The organism is Actinoplanes sp. HUAS TT8, assembly GCF_051380535.1.
In the GTDB taxonomy this organism is placed as follows: Bacteria; Actinomycetota; Actinomycetes; order Mycobacteriales; family Micromonosporaceae; genus Actinoplanes.
The window spans coordinates 5,003,529-5,019,393 of the sequence record NZ_CP195646.1; the positions used below are offsets into that span (position 1 = coordinate 5,003,529).

Annotated in this window: 17 protein-coding genes; 12 read left to right on the forward strand and 5 right to left on the reverse strand. The window is 68.0% G+C overall.

Annotation, left to right across the window (positions count from 1 at the left end; genetic code table 11):
- Positions 1–7: 7 nt before the first annotated feature.
- Together ACSHV8_RS22365 and ACSHV8_RS22370 are read left to right on the forward strand one after the other, a co-directional pair.
- Positions 8–1,255: an ABC transporter substrate-binding protein gene (locus ACSHV8_RS22365; protein ID WP_436535697.1), complete on the forward strand. Its 1,248-nt coding sequence runs from the start codon at positions 8–10 to the stop codon at positions 1,253–1,255.
- 2 nt (positions 1,256–1,257) lie between these two features.
- Positions 1,258–2,079, forward strand: coding sequence for an SDR family NAD(P)-dependent oxidoreductase (locus tag ACSHV8_RS22370; RefSeq protein ID WP_436535698.1), 822 nt, complete (start codon positions 1,258–1,260; stop codon positions 2,077–2,079).
- Here the strand turns inward: ACSHV8_RS22370 and ACSHV8_RS22375 are convergent.
- On the reverse strand, positions 2,022–3,878 hold the full coding sequence (locus ACSHV8_RS22375) for a sigma-70 family RNA polymerase sigma factor (RefSeq protein ID WP_436535699.1): 1,857 nt from the start codon (positions 3,876–3,878) through the stop codon (positions 2,022–2,024). The two genes, ACSHV8_RS22370 and ACSHV8_RS22375, sit on opposite strands and share 58 nt — an antisense overlap.
- A 456-nt stretch (positions 3,879–4,334) precedes the next feature.
- On the opposite strand from ACSHV8_RS22375, the gene ACSHV8_RS22380 reads away from it, so the two are divergent.
- Positions 4,335–4,718: a VOC family protein gene (locus ACSHV8_RS22380; RefSeq protein ID WP_436535700.1), complete on the forward strand. Its 384-nt coding sequence runs from the start codon at positions 4,335–4,337 to the stop codon at positions 4,716–4,718.
- 96 nt (positions 4,719–4,814) lie between these two features.
- On the opposite strand, the gene ACSHV8_RS22385 is transcribed toward ACSHV8_RS22380, so the two are convergent.
- The gene (locus ACSHV8_RS22385) at positions 4,815–5,270 is read right to left on the reverse strand and encodes a hypothetical protein (protein ID WP_436535701.1); all 456 of its coding nucleotides are present in this window, start codon (positions 5,268–5,270) and stop codon (positions 4,815–4,817) included.
- Between the two features lie 50 nt (positions 5,271–5,320).
- Positions 5,321–5,842, reverse strand: coding sequence for a hypothetical protein (locus ACSHV8_RS22390; RefSeq protein WP_436535702.1), 522 nt, complete (start codon positions 5,840–5,842; stop codon positions 5,321–5,323).
- A gap of 89 nt (positions 5,843–5,931) precedes the next feature.
- On the opposite strand from ACSHV8_RS22390, the gene ACSHV8_RS22395 reads away from it, so the two are divergent.
- Positions 5,932–6,297, forward strand: coding sequence for a hypothetical protein (locus ACSHV8_RS22395; RefSeq protein WP_436535703.1), 366 nt, complete (start codon positions 5,932–5,934; stop codon positions 6,295–6,297).
- A 181-nt stretch (positions 6,298–6,478) separates the two neighbouring features.
- On the opposite strand, the gene ACSHV8_RS22400 is transcribed toward ACSHV8_RS22395, so the two are convergent.
- Complete coding sequence (locus ACSHV8_RS22400) at positions 6,479–7,003, reverse strand: DUF6886 family protein (protein ID WP_436535704.1); 525 nt, start codon at positions 7,001–7,003, stop codon at positions 6,479–6,481.
- A 609-nt stretch (positions 7,004–7,612) separates the two neighbouring features.
- On the opposite strand from ACSHV8_RS22400, the gene ACSHV8_RS22405 reads away from it, so the two are divergent.
- The 3 genes from ACSHV8_RS22405 (at position 7,613) to ACSHV8_RS22415 (ending at position 9,079) form a co-directional block, all read left to right on the forward strand.
- On the forward strand, positions 7,613–7,975 hold the full coding sequence (locus tag ACSHV8_RS22405; RefSeq protein WP_436535705.1) for a DUF998 domain-containing protein: 363 nt from the start codon (positions 7,613–7,615) through the stop codon (positions 7,973–7,975).
- A 291-nt stretch (positions 7,976–8,266) separates the two neighbouring features.
- Positions 8,267–8,680, forward strand: a complete 414-nt coding sequence (locus ACSHV8_RS22410; RefSeq protein ID WP_436535706.1) for a hypothetical protein — start codon at positions 8,267–8,269, stop codon at positions 8,678–8,680.
- Between the two features lie 117 nt (positions 8,681–8,797).
- Positions 8,798–9,079: a hypothetical protein gene (locus ACSHV8_RS22415; RefSeq protein WP_436535707.1), complete on the forward strand. Its 282-nt coding sequence runs from the start codon at positions 8,798–8,800 to the stop codon at positions 9,077–9,079.
- 98 nt (positions 9,080–9,177) lie between these two features.
- Here ACSHV8_RS22415 and ACSHV8_RS22420 read toward each other — a convergent pair whose 3' ends face one another.
- Positions 9,178–9,888 (reverse strand): hypothetical protein, encoded by a 711-nt coding sequence (locus tag ACSHV8_RS22420; protein ID WP_436535708.1) that lies wholly within the window; start codon positions 9,886–9,888, stop codon positions 9,178–9,180.
- 60 nt (positions 9,889–9,948) lie between these two features.
- Here ACSHV8_RS22420 and ACSHV8_RS22425 point away from each other — a divergent pair, with 60 nt between their 5' ends.
- The 5 genes from ACSHV8_RS22425 (at position 9,949) to ACSHV8_RS22445 (ending at position 15,821) form a co-directional block, all read left to right on the forward strand.
- Positions 9,949–10,332, forward strand: coding sequence for a DUF2750 domain-containing protein (locus ACSHV8_RS22425; protein WP_436535709.1), 384 nt, complete (start codon positions 9,949–9,951; stop codon positions 10,330–10,332).
- 164 nt (positions 10,333–10,496) lie between these two features.
- A complete protein-coding gene (locus tag ACSHV8_RS22430) occupies positions 10,497–11,504 on the forward strand; it encodes an ABC transporter permease (RefSeq protein WP_436535710.1) in 1,008 nt (335 codons plus the stop codon).
- The gene (locus tag ACSHV8_RS22435; protein ID WP_436535711.1) at positions 11,504–12,364 is read left to right on the forward strand and encodes an ABC transporter permease; all 861 of its coding nucleotides are present in this window, start codon (positions 11,504–11,506) and stop codon (positions 12,362–12,364) included. The genes ACSHV8_RS22430 and ACSHV8_RS22435 overlap by 1 nt, the downstream gene beginning before the upstream one ends.
- Positions 12,361–14,163: a dipeptide ABC transporter ATP-binding protein gene (locus ACSHV8_RS22440; RefSeq protein ID WP_436535712.1), complete on the forward strand. Its 1,803-nt coding sequence runs from the start codon at positions 12,361–12,363 to the stop codon at positions 14,161–14,163. The genes ACSHV8_RS22435 and ACSHV8_RS22440 overlap by 4 nt, the downstream gene beginning before the upstream one ends.
- The gene (locus ACSHV8_RS22445) at positions 14,160–15,821 is read left to right on the forward strand and encodes an ABC transporter family substrate-binding protein (RefSeq protein WP_436535713.1); all 1,662 of its coding nucleotides are present in this window, start codon (positions 14,160–14,162) and stop codon (positions 15,819–15,821) included. Before ACSHV8_RS22440 ends, ACSHV8_RS22445 begins: the two co-directional genes overlap by 4 nt.
- Positions 15,822–15,865 lie beyond the last annotated feature (44 nt).

Genomic DNA, 15,865 nt, shown 5'->3' on the forward strand with positions numbered 1-15,865 from the left:
GTCCCCCGTGCGGAAACTCCTGGCCGCGCTGGCCGTCTCGGCCCTGGCCCTGTCCGCCTGCTCGGTCGGCGGCGGCGACTCCGCCGGCGGCGACGGGCAGACCACCGTCACCTTCCGGCTCTGGGACGACCAGGTCGCCAAGGCGTACCGGACGTCGTTCGACGCGTTCACCGAGCAGCACCCGGACATCAAGGTCGACGTGCAGCTGGTGCCCTGGGCCGACTACTGGACCAAGCTGCCCACCGACATCTCGGCCGGTACCGCCGCCGACGTCTACTGGACCAACACCTCCAACTTCGGCCTGTACGCCGACAACAACCAACTGCTGCCGATCGACGACGACCCGGGCTGGGTCCGCTCGGTCACCGCGCTCTACACCCGCAACGGCAAGCTGTGGGGCGTGCCGCAGCTGTGGGACTCAATCGCCCTGTACTACAACAAGGACCTGGTCACCAAGGCCGGCGTCGACCCGGCCGACCTCACCTGGGACCCGACCGGCGCCGCCGACACGTTCCTGCCGGCCGCCCGCAAGCTCACCGTGCCGGGCCGGCAGTTCGCGTTCAACGCCGCCTTCGACAGCCAGGCGATCCTCTGGGACTTCGTCGGCTCCAACGGCGGCACCTGGCAAAACGGCGACAACTTCGACTTCGCCGACCAGCCGAAAACCCAGCAGGCCGTCCAGTACGTGGTCGACTTGATCAACAAGGAGCACGTGTCCCCGTCGGCCGCCGACACCAACACCAACGGCGACAAGACCCTGCAACTGTTCACCCAGGGCAAACTGGCGCTGTTCCAGTCCGGGCCGTACAACCTGAAGAACATCCAGGACGGCGCCAAGTTCGAGTGGGGCATCGCCCCGCTGCTCAAGGGCCCGGCCGGGCGGGTCAGCGTGGTGCACGGCGTCGCCGCCGTCGCCTCGGCCAAGACCAAGCACAAGGACGCCACGCTGCAGGTCCTCAAGTGGATCGGCTCGGCGGCCGGTGCCGAGCCGATCGCCGCCGGTGGTTACGCGTTCCCCGGCGTCACCGCGGCCCAGCCGGCGTTCGTCGACTACTGGAAGAAGCTCGGCGTCGACGTCCAGCCGTTCCTCGACGCCTCCACCGGCACCACCTTCCCGGCCCCGGTCGGCCCGCGCGTCGCCGCGGGTGGCACCGCCGCCAACCCGATCCTTCAGCAGATCTTCCTCGGCCAGGCCGGCGTCGCCGACGGACTGCGCAAGGCCCAGGACGCGGCCAACAGCGCCATCAAGGAGTAACAATGCCCACCGCGATCATCACGGGCGGAACCGACGGCATCGGACGGGCCCTGGCCGGCACCTACCTGGAGCGCGGCCACGAGGTCGTCATCGTCGGAACCAACCCCGAGAAAGGCAAGACCTTCGAGGCGTACGGTGACAGAGCGCGCTTCCTGCAAGCCGACCTGAGCCTGGTCACGGAGAACCTTCGCGTCGTGCAGTGGCTCACCGAACGGTATCCGGCGGTCGACGTGCTGATCCTGGGAGCACGCTTCCACCGCTCGACCCGGGTCGAAACCCCGGACGGTTTCGAGAGCAACTTCGCCCTGTTCTACCTGAGCCGCTACCTGCTCGGTCACGGGCTGGCCGGCCTGCTCGGCCGCGCCGAACGCGCGGTGGTGCTCAACTTCGGCGGCTCGGGCCGGACCGGTCCGGTGCGCTGGGACGACCTGCAGCTGCGCCACGACTACCCGGGCACGGGCGCCCTCGGTCACGGCGGCGCCCTCTGCGACCTGCTCGGCGTGCACTTCACCGAGGTTCACCCCGGGATTCCGTACGTCATGAATCATCCCGGTGTCGTCGCGACCAGCTTCGCCGGCGAGTACGACACCGCCACCGCCACCTTCGTCGACCGTCTGCGCACCTCGGGCAAGCCGGTCGCCCAGGCCGTCGCCCAGATCCTGCCGTTCCTCGACGCGCCGCCGGCACCGCTGACCGCGGTGCTGGAGGGCGTCCGGGTCCCGACCGACACCCCGGCCTTCGACCCGGCCGACGCGGCCCGCCTGCATCAGCTCACCGAGGAACTGCTGACGCAGCGCGCGTACCCCTCAGTGATTTTTCGATAGTTGGTGTAGCCGTCCTCGTAGTTGAGCGCCCACCGCTGCCCCGGCTCCGGCGCGGCCGTCGTCGAGGTCCAGTACCAGCCCTTCTTCACCGTGCCCGGGAAAGCCACGGCCGAGACGGCCGGCGCCACCCGGGTGTCGTCGACGGTGCTGGACACCTCGGTCAGGCTCGGCAGCCGCCACGCACGACCACCAAGATCCAGACTCTTGCAGTACGAGGTGGCCGCACCGGCACTCATCACGGCTGAGGTCGCGCGCTGCCAGACCAGGCCGGTCGCCGGATCGGTGACCGTGCCGCCGGACACCCGATAGGCGGGCGACCCGGATCCCCCGCCGTCCGAGCGCACACACCGAACCCGGAACGCACCGTCCTGGTAGGCGCCGTTGCTGGCCAGCCCCTCGTAGAAGTTGATGATCCACGCACGCAGCGGCGTCTTGGTCACGGCCCAGGCGGTCGACGTCCAGAAGAACTGCGCCGGAGTGCCGGGAAACGCGGTCGTGTCGATCGCCGGCCCGGAACGACCGCTGTCCACGATCGAGGTGAGCTCGATCCGGGTCGGCAGGTGCCAGCCCCCGCCGTCCAGCCCGAGACCCGCACAGTACGACTTCGCGGCGCTGAACGTGTAGGTGCCCGGCGCGGCCGCCCGCTGCCACTCCAGACAGGTCACCCTGTCCCGGGTGACACTGCCGGCCTCGGCGTAGCGCGCCGGGTTGGGCAGCCCGGCCGCCTTCGGATTCGGCATCGGCCAACTCGCCCACCGATTCGCCAGGCCCGCCCCGCAGCCGGCCTGCTTCGTGACGGCCGGCACGACGGCCTTCGACGACGCGCTCGGCGAAGGCGCGACCGAGGACCGGCTCGGGAGCGGCGACACAGACTCCACGACCGGAGCGGCGGACGCCACGGCGATCGGCTGCTCCGGTCGCGGCGTCGCGGCGTAGGCGGCGCCGCCGGCCACGAGCACCGCCACGGCAGCCGCCGACACCGCGACCGGATGCGACCGCAACGAATGCCGCAACCGCGCGCCGGCCGAGCCCTTCACCAGCGCGACCGCCGTGAGCGTGGCCGGAACCGGCACCAGCGCGCAGCCGACCAGCAGCCTCTCGACGTCGACGCCCACATGCGCGTCCCGCTGACAGTCCCGGCAGTCCCGCACGTGCCGATCGATCCGTTTGCGCCACAGCGGGCTGGGCCGCCCGTCCCATCTCACGAGCACCTCGGCCAGCGCGGAGCAGCGCGGCCGAACCTCCAGGGCCGCCACCGCCAACCGGCTCCGATCCAGCTGCCCGCGCATCCGCTGAACCCGGACCGCCGCATACGCCGCCGTCGTGCCGAGCGCGGCCGCGGTGTCAGCCCGGCCGATCTCCCCGGCCGCCTCCTGCCACCACAGGGCCAGCACGGTCCGGTCCTCGTCATCGAGCCAGCGCGCCGCCTCGGCGACCTGCCGCCGCTCCCCCGACAGCCGCAACCGCAGGATCGCCAACTCCTCGAAGTCGGCGCCCGTGTCCGGCACCGTGATCGGTTCACCGGCCCGGGAGACCTGGCTCCGATACTCGCTGACCTGGCGCATCGCGATGGTCAGAATCCAGGCGCGCAGACTGTCCGGGTCCCGCAGCCCCGGCAGGTCCCGCACCACGCGCAACATGGTCTCCTGCACCACGTCCTCGACGTCGGGGCTCCCGCCCAGCGCCCGCCCGACGACGTTGTAGACCAGCGGAAGGTAGGCCCGGGCCAGGTCGTCCTGCGCCCTCCGGTCCCCTCGTCGAGCCGCCTCGATCCGGCGCCGCGCATCGTCCTTCCTCATCGCCGGCTCAACCTTCCGTCATTTCCGAAGCCCCTGTAGCGCCGCCGAGATTAGATAGCGGAAACCGCGCCTGTCAACACGCGGCAAAACCAAGGCAACACACATATCACTTTCCCCGAGGTGTTTTTTCACACTCACCCTGAGCTGCAGAAACACCAAAGATAAAGAATTCCTTAATTGCCTCGTACGGCCATTCACAACGGCCGACGATCTCGACTCATCCGCGCCGGGATTGTCCACCACGGTCCTCGACGTGCTGGAAGCCACGCGGCGCGGCGACTTCGTCCAGGAGGGCGCGGTTTGCATGTCCGCTTGGGCAGTGCGAGGATCACGCGGTCAGCCTTACGGCGAGAGGAGGTGCGGTCGAGATGTCCACCCATGAGTTTCCCGCGCCCCGTCGCCGGCACCGCTGACCTGCGGCGATCTGGGGCGCATCCCATCCTTTCGGAGAGCGCGATGGTGGCAAGCATTCACAACATCACCTTCGACACGACGGGTGATCCCTACGAGCTGGCCCAGTTCTGGTCCACGGTGGTCGGCCGCCCGCTGAGCACCGACGACCAGCCCGGCGACCCCGAGGCGTCCCTGGCCGCCGACGGCCTGCCGACAATGCTGTTCATCCGGGTGCCGGACGGCAAAGCGGTGAAGAACCGCGTGCACCTCGACCTGCAACCGCAGGACCGCACCCGCGACGAGGAGGTCGACCGGCTGATCGGGGCCGGCGCCAAGCTCGTCGGGGACCACCGCCGACCGGACGGCACCGGCTGGGTCACCCTGGCCGACCCGGAGGGCAACGAGTTCTGCGTCGAACGCAGCGCCGCCGAACGGGCCGCCGCCTAACACTCACCGTGGGGCGATCCGCACCGGGTTGCCCCACACCTCAGGCTCGCACTACTGCGACCAGCTCGGCCGACCCAGGGTCATCCGCAATGGTGCTCAGGGCAGCCAGCCTGCCCACCATTCGATGCCAGGGATCCGACCCTCATACGGGTCACCGCACCATTCAGCCCATTCGGCGGCGGCGAAGACCGGGCGAGTAACAAGGATGTCGTTGCACCGCTGCGCGCGGATGACCAGACCCCACTCCGGTAGCCACATGCCGTCGTCGAAGCCGGCGCACAGCGTGCCGGCCTGCCTGGACCGAACATAGTCCGCGAAACGGTCCACGGTCTCGGAAGGGATACCGCCGACCAACGGGATCGGCCCCACGTGAACCTGCGGTCCGCGCACGCCGTCGACGGCGACGGCGGACAATCCCTCGGCATCGTCGAAGATGACGGTCACGGCCGGATCGGTGAAGGTGGCAAAGGTTCCGCTGGAGCCCCGACGCTTCCAGCGCTCGTGGCGTGCCGGCGCGGCATCGACCGCGGAAGTCACCTCGTCGAGGCTCATACCGAACCGTAGCGGGCCGACTCGGGCCAACGGCTCGAAGTCCCAGCCGTTCACGGCGCCCACTGAGGCGCCCAAATGTGGCGGGGCAGGTCGCCGGCGTCCGGATCCCTCATCCGCCTGGCCCACTCCGACCCGACCATGACCGGCAGGGTGACGAGCACGTCGTGGACGCGGTCCGGTAGAAGGATCAGCCCCAGCGTTTCGTTGGCGGGCGACCCGAACGGACCCCAGCTGATCGGCCCGTACCCCTTCGACTCAACGTATCCGGCAAGCCACCGGGTCATCGCCGATGGCACGCCGCCGCAGAGCCGGACGCCCTCCAGCGTCACCTGCGGAGCTTGCCCTGTCCACGGCAGACCCGACCACCACGCCACCTGCACACCCGCCAGGCGTTCGCCGGAGGTGAAATAGGTAGTCACCATGACGCTGTCGAAATGAACCGCACCGTTCCACTCCTGGGCATCGGATCCGACGGCCGCTTCCGTCTCGTCGCGGCTCATCCCGAAACGCAGCGGACCGACGCCGACCAGTGGCTGGAAGACCCACTCGGGGCGCTTCGCGGGAGCAGACACTCGCCGAGCCTAGATGATCACCTGTACGCGCGAATCGGCACGCACGCTGCGCGGCAGAGGATGTTGGGCTCCTTATTACGATGCCGACCATGGGGATGTACGCGTCGATCCGCGGCTGGCTTGAGATTGACGTCAAACAACGCGTCACCGCCGAGCAGATCATCGAGCAGAACCGGCATGAGCTGTACTCGGGTGGGTGGGCGTTTCCGTCGGCGCCGTTCAACTGGTCGCTGTATCTGTTCTATGGCGGTGACATCCGGCAGGGTGAGCTCTCGTGGCTGCGCGGTCAGGTCGAGCAGCTCGCCGAAATACCACCTGTTGACGAGGACAACGACTGGCCCAGGGGGTTGTTCGTCGTCACGGCCGAAGAGCGCGATGGTGCCCAAATGTGGCAAGTCCGTGAGGCTACCGTCACGGAGCTGCCTGCCCCAGGCCTGTCCTGGCTCGGCGAGTGAGCCACACGAGTGGGTGCCGTTGCCACTGACGCAGCGGCCATCGGCAATTCCAGAGGCCGGCCAGGTCCGCAGGCGGACCACCCAGCATGATCGACGCACCCGGTCAGCGGCTCAACGAGCGCGTCGCGTAACGCTCCACGCAGCCCGGCGCGCAGTACCGGACGGCGGTAGATGCGGATGCTCAACGAACGTCGTCGGCCGCCTGCCGGGGACCAGCATTGCGCATTCGGATAACGCTGAACTCGCCTCCGGCCGCGACGACCGCATCGACATACGGCCACAGCGAGGCGGTCAAGCGCACCTCGACGTCATACCGGCCCAAGACGATCAAGCAGTCGTTGATCTCGCTCACATCCTGTACCTGAGTGGTCTTCTCGCTGACCCAGTAACCAGCGGTGGCATCCAACAGCGTGAAGTTCACTGAGTCGAGGCGATGAACCTTGAGGGACGCCTGCTGGAGCCGGGACAGCCATCGGTGCTCGACCGCGATGACACGGGTGGCGGGCGCGCTGAGCAGTGAATGCGGCGCTTGAGGCGTTGCCCAGCACACCCGTGGGCAGTCCCGGGGTAGGAGATAGTTCGGCAGGTGCGCCTCGTCGATAGCCCATACCCACTCCTGTCCTTCGTGAGGCGTGCCGGGAGGGGATGGGCGCGGGCTCATCATGGTGAAGGGGCCTTCATCACTGACATGGAACAACTTGGGCACGGGGCCAAGGTAGCGATGCCTCGCGGTCCTCAATCGCGCAACATCCGCTCATCGGCACGATGCGTGCGCCAGCCAACTCGGCCGGCGGGACATTGCGTGACGGCCTCCGTCAGCGCGCAGCGCGCTCGGCGGCAAGTCCGGATGCGCCACTCAGAGGTAGTTCTCGGCCCGAGAGCGGTGAACCTCCGGCCGGAGACTCGCACACGATAAGCACCTGGCGGGAGATCGGTGCGAGTCTCGGCGACACACCACCAGACGCGTGGAGATTTGCCTGTCGAGAACCTTGAGGTCCGCATCGACCTCAAGGTCCCAGGCGTCACGATCGTGGATGCGCGGCATGTAGCCCGAGCACCGCGGTGTGCCACCGACTCGCCGCACGAGGATCCGGAACACCCGGCAATCAATCGCATGATCGAGGTAGGGATAACCCCCGCCCGCATCGGCCTGCTGCCGGCACTGTGCGGGCTACCGGCAGCCGTGTTCGCTAAGTCCCATGAAGGCGACATCGACTGGCGGACCGGCCCGCGGCGAGTCAGAGTTCGCTGACCGACACCGCGGTGGCCACTATCTGCAGCTCGTCCTGGACACGGTCGCGCTCGGACTGCTGGTGTGGCTGCACTGCCTGCCGCACTCTGGCGGGTCGATCCGATTCATGAGACCTTCTCGGAATATCCGGTACGGTCGGTCGCGCTCGGAGCGCCGTATGTGATCGCGCTACTGAGCGCGAACGCGGCCACGGTGTTGCTGGCGGTCGCCGTGGCTCAACAGGCAACGTTTCGTGGATGGCTGCCGACGGCCCTGCTGGCCGCCTGGTGCGCGAGCCTGCTGGGCCTGACGGTGTTCCTCAAGGATCCTGCAGGTTCAGCAGGCACCTGGTTCGGCGTCGTGCACAAACTGTGTGCGACGGCGAACTTCGCGAGCCTGCCGGCGTTCGGTGCGCTGCTGTACCGACGCTTCCGAGGCATGGCCTAATGGCGTGGCTACGCCCGCACCATGGGGGTGTTCGCCGCGGCCAGCGTCGTGTGCGCGGCTCCGGCCGCCTGGGCATTCCTGCTGCACGGCGGCCACCCGCAGGTCACAGGCATCTCGCTCGGGCTAGCCGAACGGGGAATCGTCGCCTGCAACGTCGCGATGATTGCAACCCTGACCACATGGTCTCGCCCCCGCCGGCCCCTGTCTCGACGCTGAAGTACGGTTCGAAGCACAGGATCAACCTAACCGCCGAGAACCGGGATCGGGACCACGTGCGTACGCTCGACGACCGTGAACGAAGTCGTCTTTCTGCGCTTCCAGAGCACCTCACCCAACCGCCGCGGAACGTTCCCCGGAGTTTTCGGCCTGGTGAACGGGCTGGCGCACGACGGGAGGTTGACGGCCGAACAGGAACATTTCAGAAAAATCAACAACGCCTGGTACGAGGCCAACTTCACCAACCCGAACACCGTCGATCCCACCGTCTACGACCGGGCTGTCCACCCGAAGGCTGCCGCCTGGTTCAAGTCATCAGCATCGGAGATGATCGAACGAGTCAACGGCTACCTGAAAATCCTCGCCGACCACGGCATCGGATACGAACGCATCCAGTCGACCGACCCAGGCCGCATCATCTACGAAGACGAACACCAGATCGTGGTCGTACCCCACAACGAAGACCGCTCGCCCGACCCCACCGAGTAGCGCCAGTTCGCCAGATCTGCAGTGAAACGAGCGTTCATCGCGGCATGCGAGCGCGCCACCGAGTCGAACTCACGTTGCTCGCCCTCGATTAGCACGCTCGTTGGAGCGCTCATTGGCGTGAGCTCAACTCTTGTCGCCGATCGCATTCGCTGGTCGCGTGATCGGCCCAAGATTACCTATGAAGCGCGTAAGCAGCTTTATTCTGAGTTTCTCACGGAATTGTCAACCACCAGGGACATCCTCCGCGCAGCTGGGCGCGAATATTTCGCGGCTGAGGTCTCTCGCCAGCAAGCAGCTAATGAGGCGTTCCGAGTGTCGAACTTGTACTCAAGGCGGTATCAGGTGAGCAACATCGCACCGCCGGAGATCGTCGCCGCCGCGACGACCTCGGTCCTGTGACAGGCCAAATTGAGGCGTGACCTGGCTTGTCGGCAACCCTCAGTGGTGTAGGTCTGCCACGACCTCCACCAAGCGGATGGCGGAAGAGGACATTGAGCTTATCGTCGGGTGAATCGGTGAGAACGTCGCCAGGGGCGCCAAGCCGTACGGCGTTTCACCATGACGGCATCGCCGTACTGCGCATTGTCGTCAACAGCGATGCCGAGCGCCTGAACGTATTCCAGTAACAGGGGTCGGGTGAACCGCTCACTGATCTTCCTGGTCCGGTATGCGGCCGGCCTCTCGAAGTCCTGTACCTGACCGGAGGTTTCCCATGACCACCGGCGATCCTCGGCGTGAGCGGCGATGGTGCGGACGTGGTCCAGGGGTGGTTCGCCGTGTGGTCCTCCGAGCCACAGCTGGGTCGAGGCATGCCCGTAGGAGGTCATCGGCTGGTGGGTGGCGATCACCCATCGCACACCGAGGAGTTTGGCGAGGTAGCTCGTGGCCGGGAAAGGGTCGCCGCCGCCGATGTCATTGTTGAGACAAGCCGTCCAGGCCGCCCCGTGCGATGCAACAACCTCCCTGGTCCAAGGCGTCTCCAGCGGTTCGAGCGGGAGAAGGCACTCGGGCCATGGTGCCTCGCTTCTGCTCACCTCGTACGGCACGCCGAGACCGGTGCGCCAGGCGAGCAGACTCTCCGAAGCGGGCTCGATCGGCGCCTCCAGGAAGCCCACACTCCAGCCGAGCGGTGACAGCCGACCGCCGAGAACGGATGCCTCCGGTGAGATGCGATCCACAGCTTCCATGATCCAGTGGAGCAGCACCATGCGTCAGTTCATTGAGACAAAGGCACGGCCGGCAGTCCTGCGCAGTTAATCTCAGGACTCATGAGTCAGAGCGGAAGCCAGGCCGCAGCCTTCTTCAACGAAGTCGCTCGTCATCAGGTCGTCTGGTACACGAGAAACGACCAGGGCAGTCCCGCTCCGATGACCAGCAGCGGAAGTCGCGCGATGCCGTACTGGTCATCCAAGGCTCGGGCTCAGCGAGCCGTCGAGGTATGGGGTGGTGACCTACGCGTCGCCTCGATGACTCTTCAGAAATGGCGAGACGAGGATCTTCCCCAGCTTGCCGAGGAGGGCCTTCGAGCCGGGATCAACTGGACCGGCCCGCGCCTCACGGGCTGGGATTTCACCGTCGCTGAGACGCTCAACCGGTTGGATCAGGCTCTCGGGACCGGGCGATTCGCCAAGGATGAGCCGGCCGGCCCCTGAACTCGCGGTTGCCGGGCGGGGTGGCAGCCGTTCAGGTGATCACGGGGGCCGGGCGGCTACCGAATGTGGCGGGACGTCGTTTACGACCGTAAAGATCTCTTAACGGTCGATCCGTTGTGGATCGCGCAAAAGGCGCTATAGCCTATCGATGCCATGGGATATTGATGACGTTGGAAGAGGTGGCCGTGCTTCGCTACCTGGGCCGCCAGGCTGCCGGCTGGCTGGTGATGATCGTGGTGGCCACCAACGCGACCTACTTCCTGGCCAGCTGGTTCCTCGATCCGAGGTCGAACTACCGGGATCTGCGGCCGGTCCGCACGGACGAGCAGATCGCGCACGCCCTCGAACCGTACGGGCTGTCCCCGTCCTGGTCGCTGGTCCACCGCTGGTGGTTCTGGCTGTCCGACGTGGCGCTGCGCTTCGACTGGGGGCACTCCCCGACCGGGGTGCCGGTCAACGGGGAGCTGCCGCAGCGTGTCCTGGTCAGCGGCCAGCTGATCCTGCTCGGCACGCTCGCCTCGGTGGTCATCGGCGTGGCGCTGGGCGTCTACACCGCGTCCCGGCAGTACGGCGTCGTGGACCGGCTCGGGCAGGGCGTCTCGATCGTGCTGTTCAACATTCCGACTGCGGTCGGTGCGCTCGCGTTCGTCCTGGCCGCGGTGTGGTTGAACCAGTTGGCGGGCGAGACGGTGCTGCATGTGGCGGGCGCGAACACGGCCGGGTTCGAGGGTGGCGTCTGGGCGTCGCTGGTGGACCGGCTCGACCATCTGGTCCTGCCGACGCTGAACCTGACGCTGCTCGGCTACGTCAACTGGCACCTGACGCAGCGGGCGCTGCTGCTCGACATGATCAATGCCGATTTTGTACGGACGGCCCGGGCGACCGGGTTGACCCGCGCTCAGGCGATTCGCCGGCACGCGTTGCGGGCGTCGCTGATCCCGACCGCCACGTCGGTCGCGTTCAGCATCCCGGCGGTGTTCACCGGCGCGATCATCACCGAGACGGTGTTCGGCTGGGAGGGCATGGGGCGGTACTTCACCGAGACGATCGCCAAGAACGACGTGGACGGGGTGGTGGCGGTGGCCGCGTTCGGCGCGGTGATGACCGCGGCCGGCGCGATCCTGTCGGACATCGCCACGGTCGCGCTCGACCCGCGGGTGCGGGCCAGCTGATGACCCGTCTCGGCCGCACCCGGCTCTACCGCCGGCGTTTCACCCGCAACCGGTCCGCGGTGATCGGCGTCCTGATCTTCGCGCTGCTGGTGGTCTACGCCGTCGCCGGCGGCCTGGTCACCTCGTGGAGCTGGAACCAGCCGGACTTTCTGGCGCTGACCCGGCCGCCCGGCGGCGGGCACTGGTTCGGCACCGATCAGGGCGGCAACGACGTCTACGCCCAGTCCGTGCACGGCCTGCAGCGTTCGCTGGTGATCGCGCTGAGCGTCTCGGTGCTGACCACGGTCGTCTCGGCGGTGGTCGGGGCGGGCGCGGCCTACCTGGGCGGGCGGGTCGAGCGGTGGACCCTGCTGATCATCCATTTCCTGCTGGTCGTGCCGTCGTTCCTGATTCTCGCGCTGGTCTCGAACCGGGTCAGCGGCGACTGGCGGATCCTGATCCCGCTGCTGACGTTCGTCACCGTGGTCCTGCCGGCCCGCGTCATCTGGTCGGTCGCCACGTCGCTGCGCGAGCGGGACTACGTGCGGCTGGCCGAGTTCATGGGGGTCAGCCGGCCCCGGATCGTGGCCCGGCACATCATTCCGCACCTGGGTGGGCTGCTCGTCGTGAACCTGATGCTGGGGGTCGTGTCGGCCGTGGTCCTGGAGACGTCGCTGAGCTTCCTGGGCTTCGGTGTCAAGACGCCCGACGTGTCGCTGGGTTCACTGCTGGCCGACGGGTCGCTCGCGGTGAGTTCGGCGCCGTGGCTGTTCGAGGTGCCGGCCGGGCTGCTGGTGCTGCTGACCGTGTCGCTCACGCTGATCGGCGACGGGCTTCGCGACGCGCTCGACCCGACTTCGGCCGCCGGGGGCCGTCGATGACAGATCAGATTCTTACGGTACGGAATCTCAGCGTCACCTTCCCTTCCGAAACCGGCCCTGTTCACGCCGTACGCGAAATCGATCTTGATCTGCATGCCGGAAGAACCCTGGCTCTGGTCGGTGAGTCGGGCTCCGGGAAATCGGCCACCGCCACCGCGATCATGGGACTGCTCCCGCCCGGCACCGCGACCGCCGGCGAGGTGCTGCTGGACGGGCCGAACCTGCTCGGCCTGGACGACCGCCGGATGTCCGCGGTGCGCGGCAAGCGGATCGGCATGGTCTTTCAGGATCCGCTCTCCGCGCTGACCCCGATCTTCCCGGTCGGCCGGCAGATCGCCGACGCGGTGCGCGTGCACACCCGGGTGCCGAAGGCCGCCGCCTGGAAAAGGGCGGTCGAGCTGCTGGAACTGGTCGGCATCCCGCGCCCGCACGAGCGCGCCCGCGACTTCCCGCACCAGTTCTCCGGCGGCATGCGTCAGCGGGTGGTGATCGCCCTGGCCATCGCCAACGACCCGGACGTGATCATCGCCGACGAGCCGACCACCGCGCTCGACGTGACCGTGCAGGCGCAGATCCTGGAGGTTCTGGAGACCGCGAAGGCCGAGACCGGCGCCGGGGTTCTGCTGATCACCCACGACCTGGGGGTGGTGGCCGGGCACGCCGACGACGTCGCGGTGATGCACGACGGCCGGATCGTCGAGCGGGCCGAGGTCCATGATCTGTTCCGGTCACCAAAGACGCCCTACACCGCCGGGCTCCTGGCCGCGCTGAGCGACGGGCCGCGGTCGGAGAGGGACCAGAGCGACGGCGAGCCGGTGCTGCGGCTCGCCGGGCTTTCCCGCAGCTATCCGATCACCCGCGGGACCGTCCTGCGCCGGCGGGTCGGCACGCGGCACGCGGTCAGCGACGTGAGCTTCGAGGTAAGGGCCGGGGAGACGTTCTGCCTGGTCGGCGAGTCCGGCAGCGGCAAGACGACCACCCTGCTGGAGATCATGCGGCTGCAAGCGCCGGAGTCCGGCTCGCTGGAGGTGCTCGGCGTCGACGTGGCCGGCCCGGTGCCCGCCCCGGAGCGGCGGCGGCTGCGGCAGTCGGTGCAGATCGTCATGCAGGACCCGCAGGGCGCGCTCGACCCCCGGATGCCGGTCTTCGAACTGCTCGCCGAGCCATTGCAGGCGGCCGGGTTCAGCGCCGAGGCCACCCGGAACCGGGTGAACGAGCTGCTGGAACTGGTCGGACTGCCCGGTGACGTGCTCGACCGGTTCCCGGCCGCGTTCTCCGGCGGGCAGCGGCAGCGGCTGACGATCGCCCGCGCGCTGGCCACCCGGCCCCGGCTGCTGGTGCTCGACGAGCCGGTCTCGGCACTCGACGTCTCGGTGCGGGCCGGGATCCTGGACCTGCTGGCCCGGCTGAAGGCGCAGCTCGGGCTGGCCTACCTGGTGGTCGCGCACGATCTGGCCGTGGTCCGTGACATCGCCGACCGGATCGCGGTGATGTATCTCGGTCACATCGTCGAGATCGGGGACGCCGCGACGCTGTTCGCCGAGCCCCGGCATCCGTACACCCGGGCTCTTCTCTCGGCGGTCCCGATCCCCGACCCGGAACGCGAGCGCGCCCGGGAACGGATCGTGCTGCGCGGCGAACAGCCCAGCGCGGCCGACCGGCCGCCGGGCTGTGTGTTCGCCGACCGCTGCCACGTGCGGCCCACCCTCGACGCGCGGCTGCGCGAACTCTGCGTCACCGAACGTCCGCGCCTGTCCCCTCAGGTCGCGTGCCATCTCGTCACCGAAGGAGCGCCATGATCCGCCCGGTCGCGTTCGTCGCCCTGCTCACCCTCGGACTCGCCGGCTGCGGGGCCGCCGCCACGAAAGCGCCGGACACGCCGGTGCCCAGCGCGGCGTCCGGTGCGTTCGACTACAACCCGCAGCCGTACGAGAACATCAAGGACGGCGGCACACTGCGGGTCGCCGGCGCGGTGATCGAGCAGGGCAACACGTTCCACGCGGACGCGAACCTGGGCGCGGCCCGGTTCTGGTTCTGGTACAACGCGGACGCGATCACCTACTCCCCCGACGGCGCGGTCCAGTACAACCCGGACTACTACACCGACGTGAAGACCGAGGTGGCCGGCGGGAACCAGAAGGTCACCATCACGATCAACGACAAGGCCACCTTCAACGACGGCACCCCGATCGACTTCCACGCGGTAGAAGCGACGTGGAAGGCGAACAACGGGTCGGACAAGGACTTCTACGCCAGCGACACGATCCCGTACTCGCGGATCACCGCGGTGCACGCCGGCGCGAACGACAAGCAGGCGGTCATCGAGTTCAAGGGCGTCAACGCCTGGTGGACGCCGCTGTTCTCGACGCTGCTGCACCCGAAGGCGGCCGCCGACGCGACGACGTTCAACACCGCGTACCTGAAGAAGGTCGAGCCGCAGTGGGGTGCCGGGCCGTACACGGTCACCGCCTACGATCCGGCCACCGGCAACGCCACCTTCGAACGCAACCCGAAGTGGTGGGGCAAGCCCGGCAAGCTGGACAAGCGGATCATCGTCGGGCTGGAGACCCAGGCCGCGCTGAACGCTTTCCGCAACGGCGAGCTGGACCTGGCCTCCACCGGCGGCGCCGACGGGCTCAAGCAGATCACCGGGGTGACCAACACCGGGGTCCGGCGCGGCGGCAGCCCGTTCGAGTACTTCCTGTTCCTCAACACCAAGTCGCCGCTGCTCACCGACATCGCCGTGCGCAAGGCCATCCTGGAGAGCGTCGACCGGCAGCAGATCGCGTCGATCCAGTTCCAGGGCCTGGACTACGCCGAGCCGCTGCCCGGCTCGGCGATCTTCTACTCGTTCCAGAAGGGCTACCACGACAACGTCGCCGAGGTGATCAAGCACGACCCGGAGGCCGCCCGGAAGGACCTGGACGCGGCCGGCTGGACCGCCGGCAGCGACGGCATCCGCGCCAAGGGCGGCCAGAAGCTCCAGCTCAGCTACACGCTCACCGGGGACGACCCGCTCGAGAAGGCGACCGCCAACGCGTTCGCCGCGCAGCTCAAGACGCTCGGCGTGCAGGTCGATATCAAGTCGGTGTCCGAGAACGACTTCGACTCCATCGTCAGCGGCCGCAAGTTCGACCTGTTCCTGGCCGGCAACCGGTCTCTGGACCCGTTCGGCGCACGTTACCTGGACAGCTTCTACGGCAGCACCAGCAACGAGAACCTGACCGGCTCGGGCACACCCGAACTCGACCAGAAGATCAAGGACGCGGCCGGGATCGCCGACCCGGACACCCAGATCGCCAAGGCCAACGAGCTGGAACGCGAGGGTCTGGCCCAGTACGCGTTCCTGCCGCTCTACAGCGGCCCGTCGATCTACGGCGTCTCCAACGGCCTGTCCAACCTCGGCGCCACCATCTTCGGCACCCCCCTGCCGGAAACCGTCGGCTGGCAGAAGTAGCCCCGGGCCGATAAAACACCAAAAAAAACGCCTATTGGGTACGT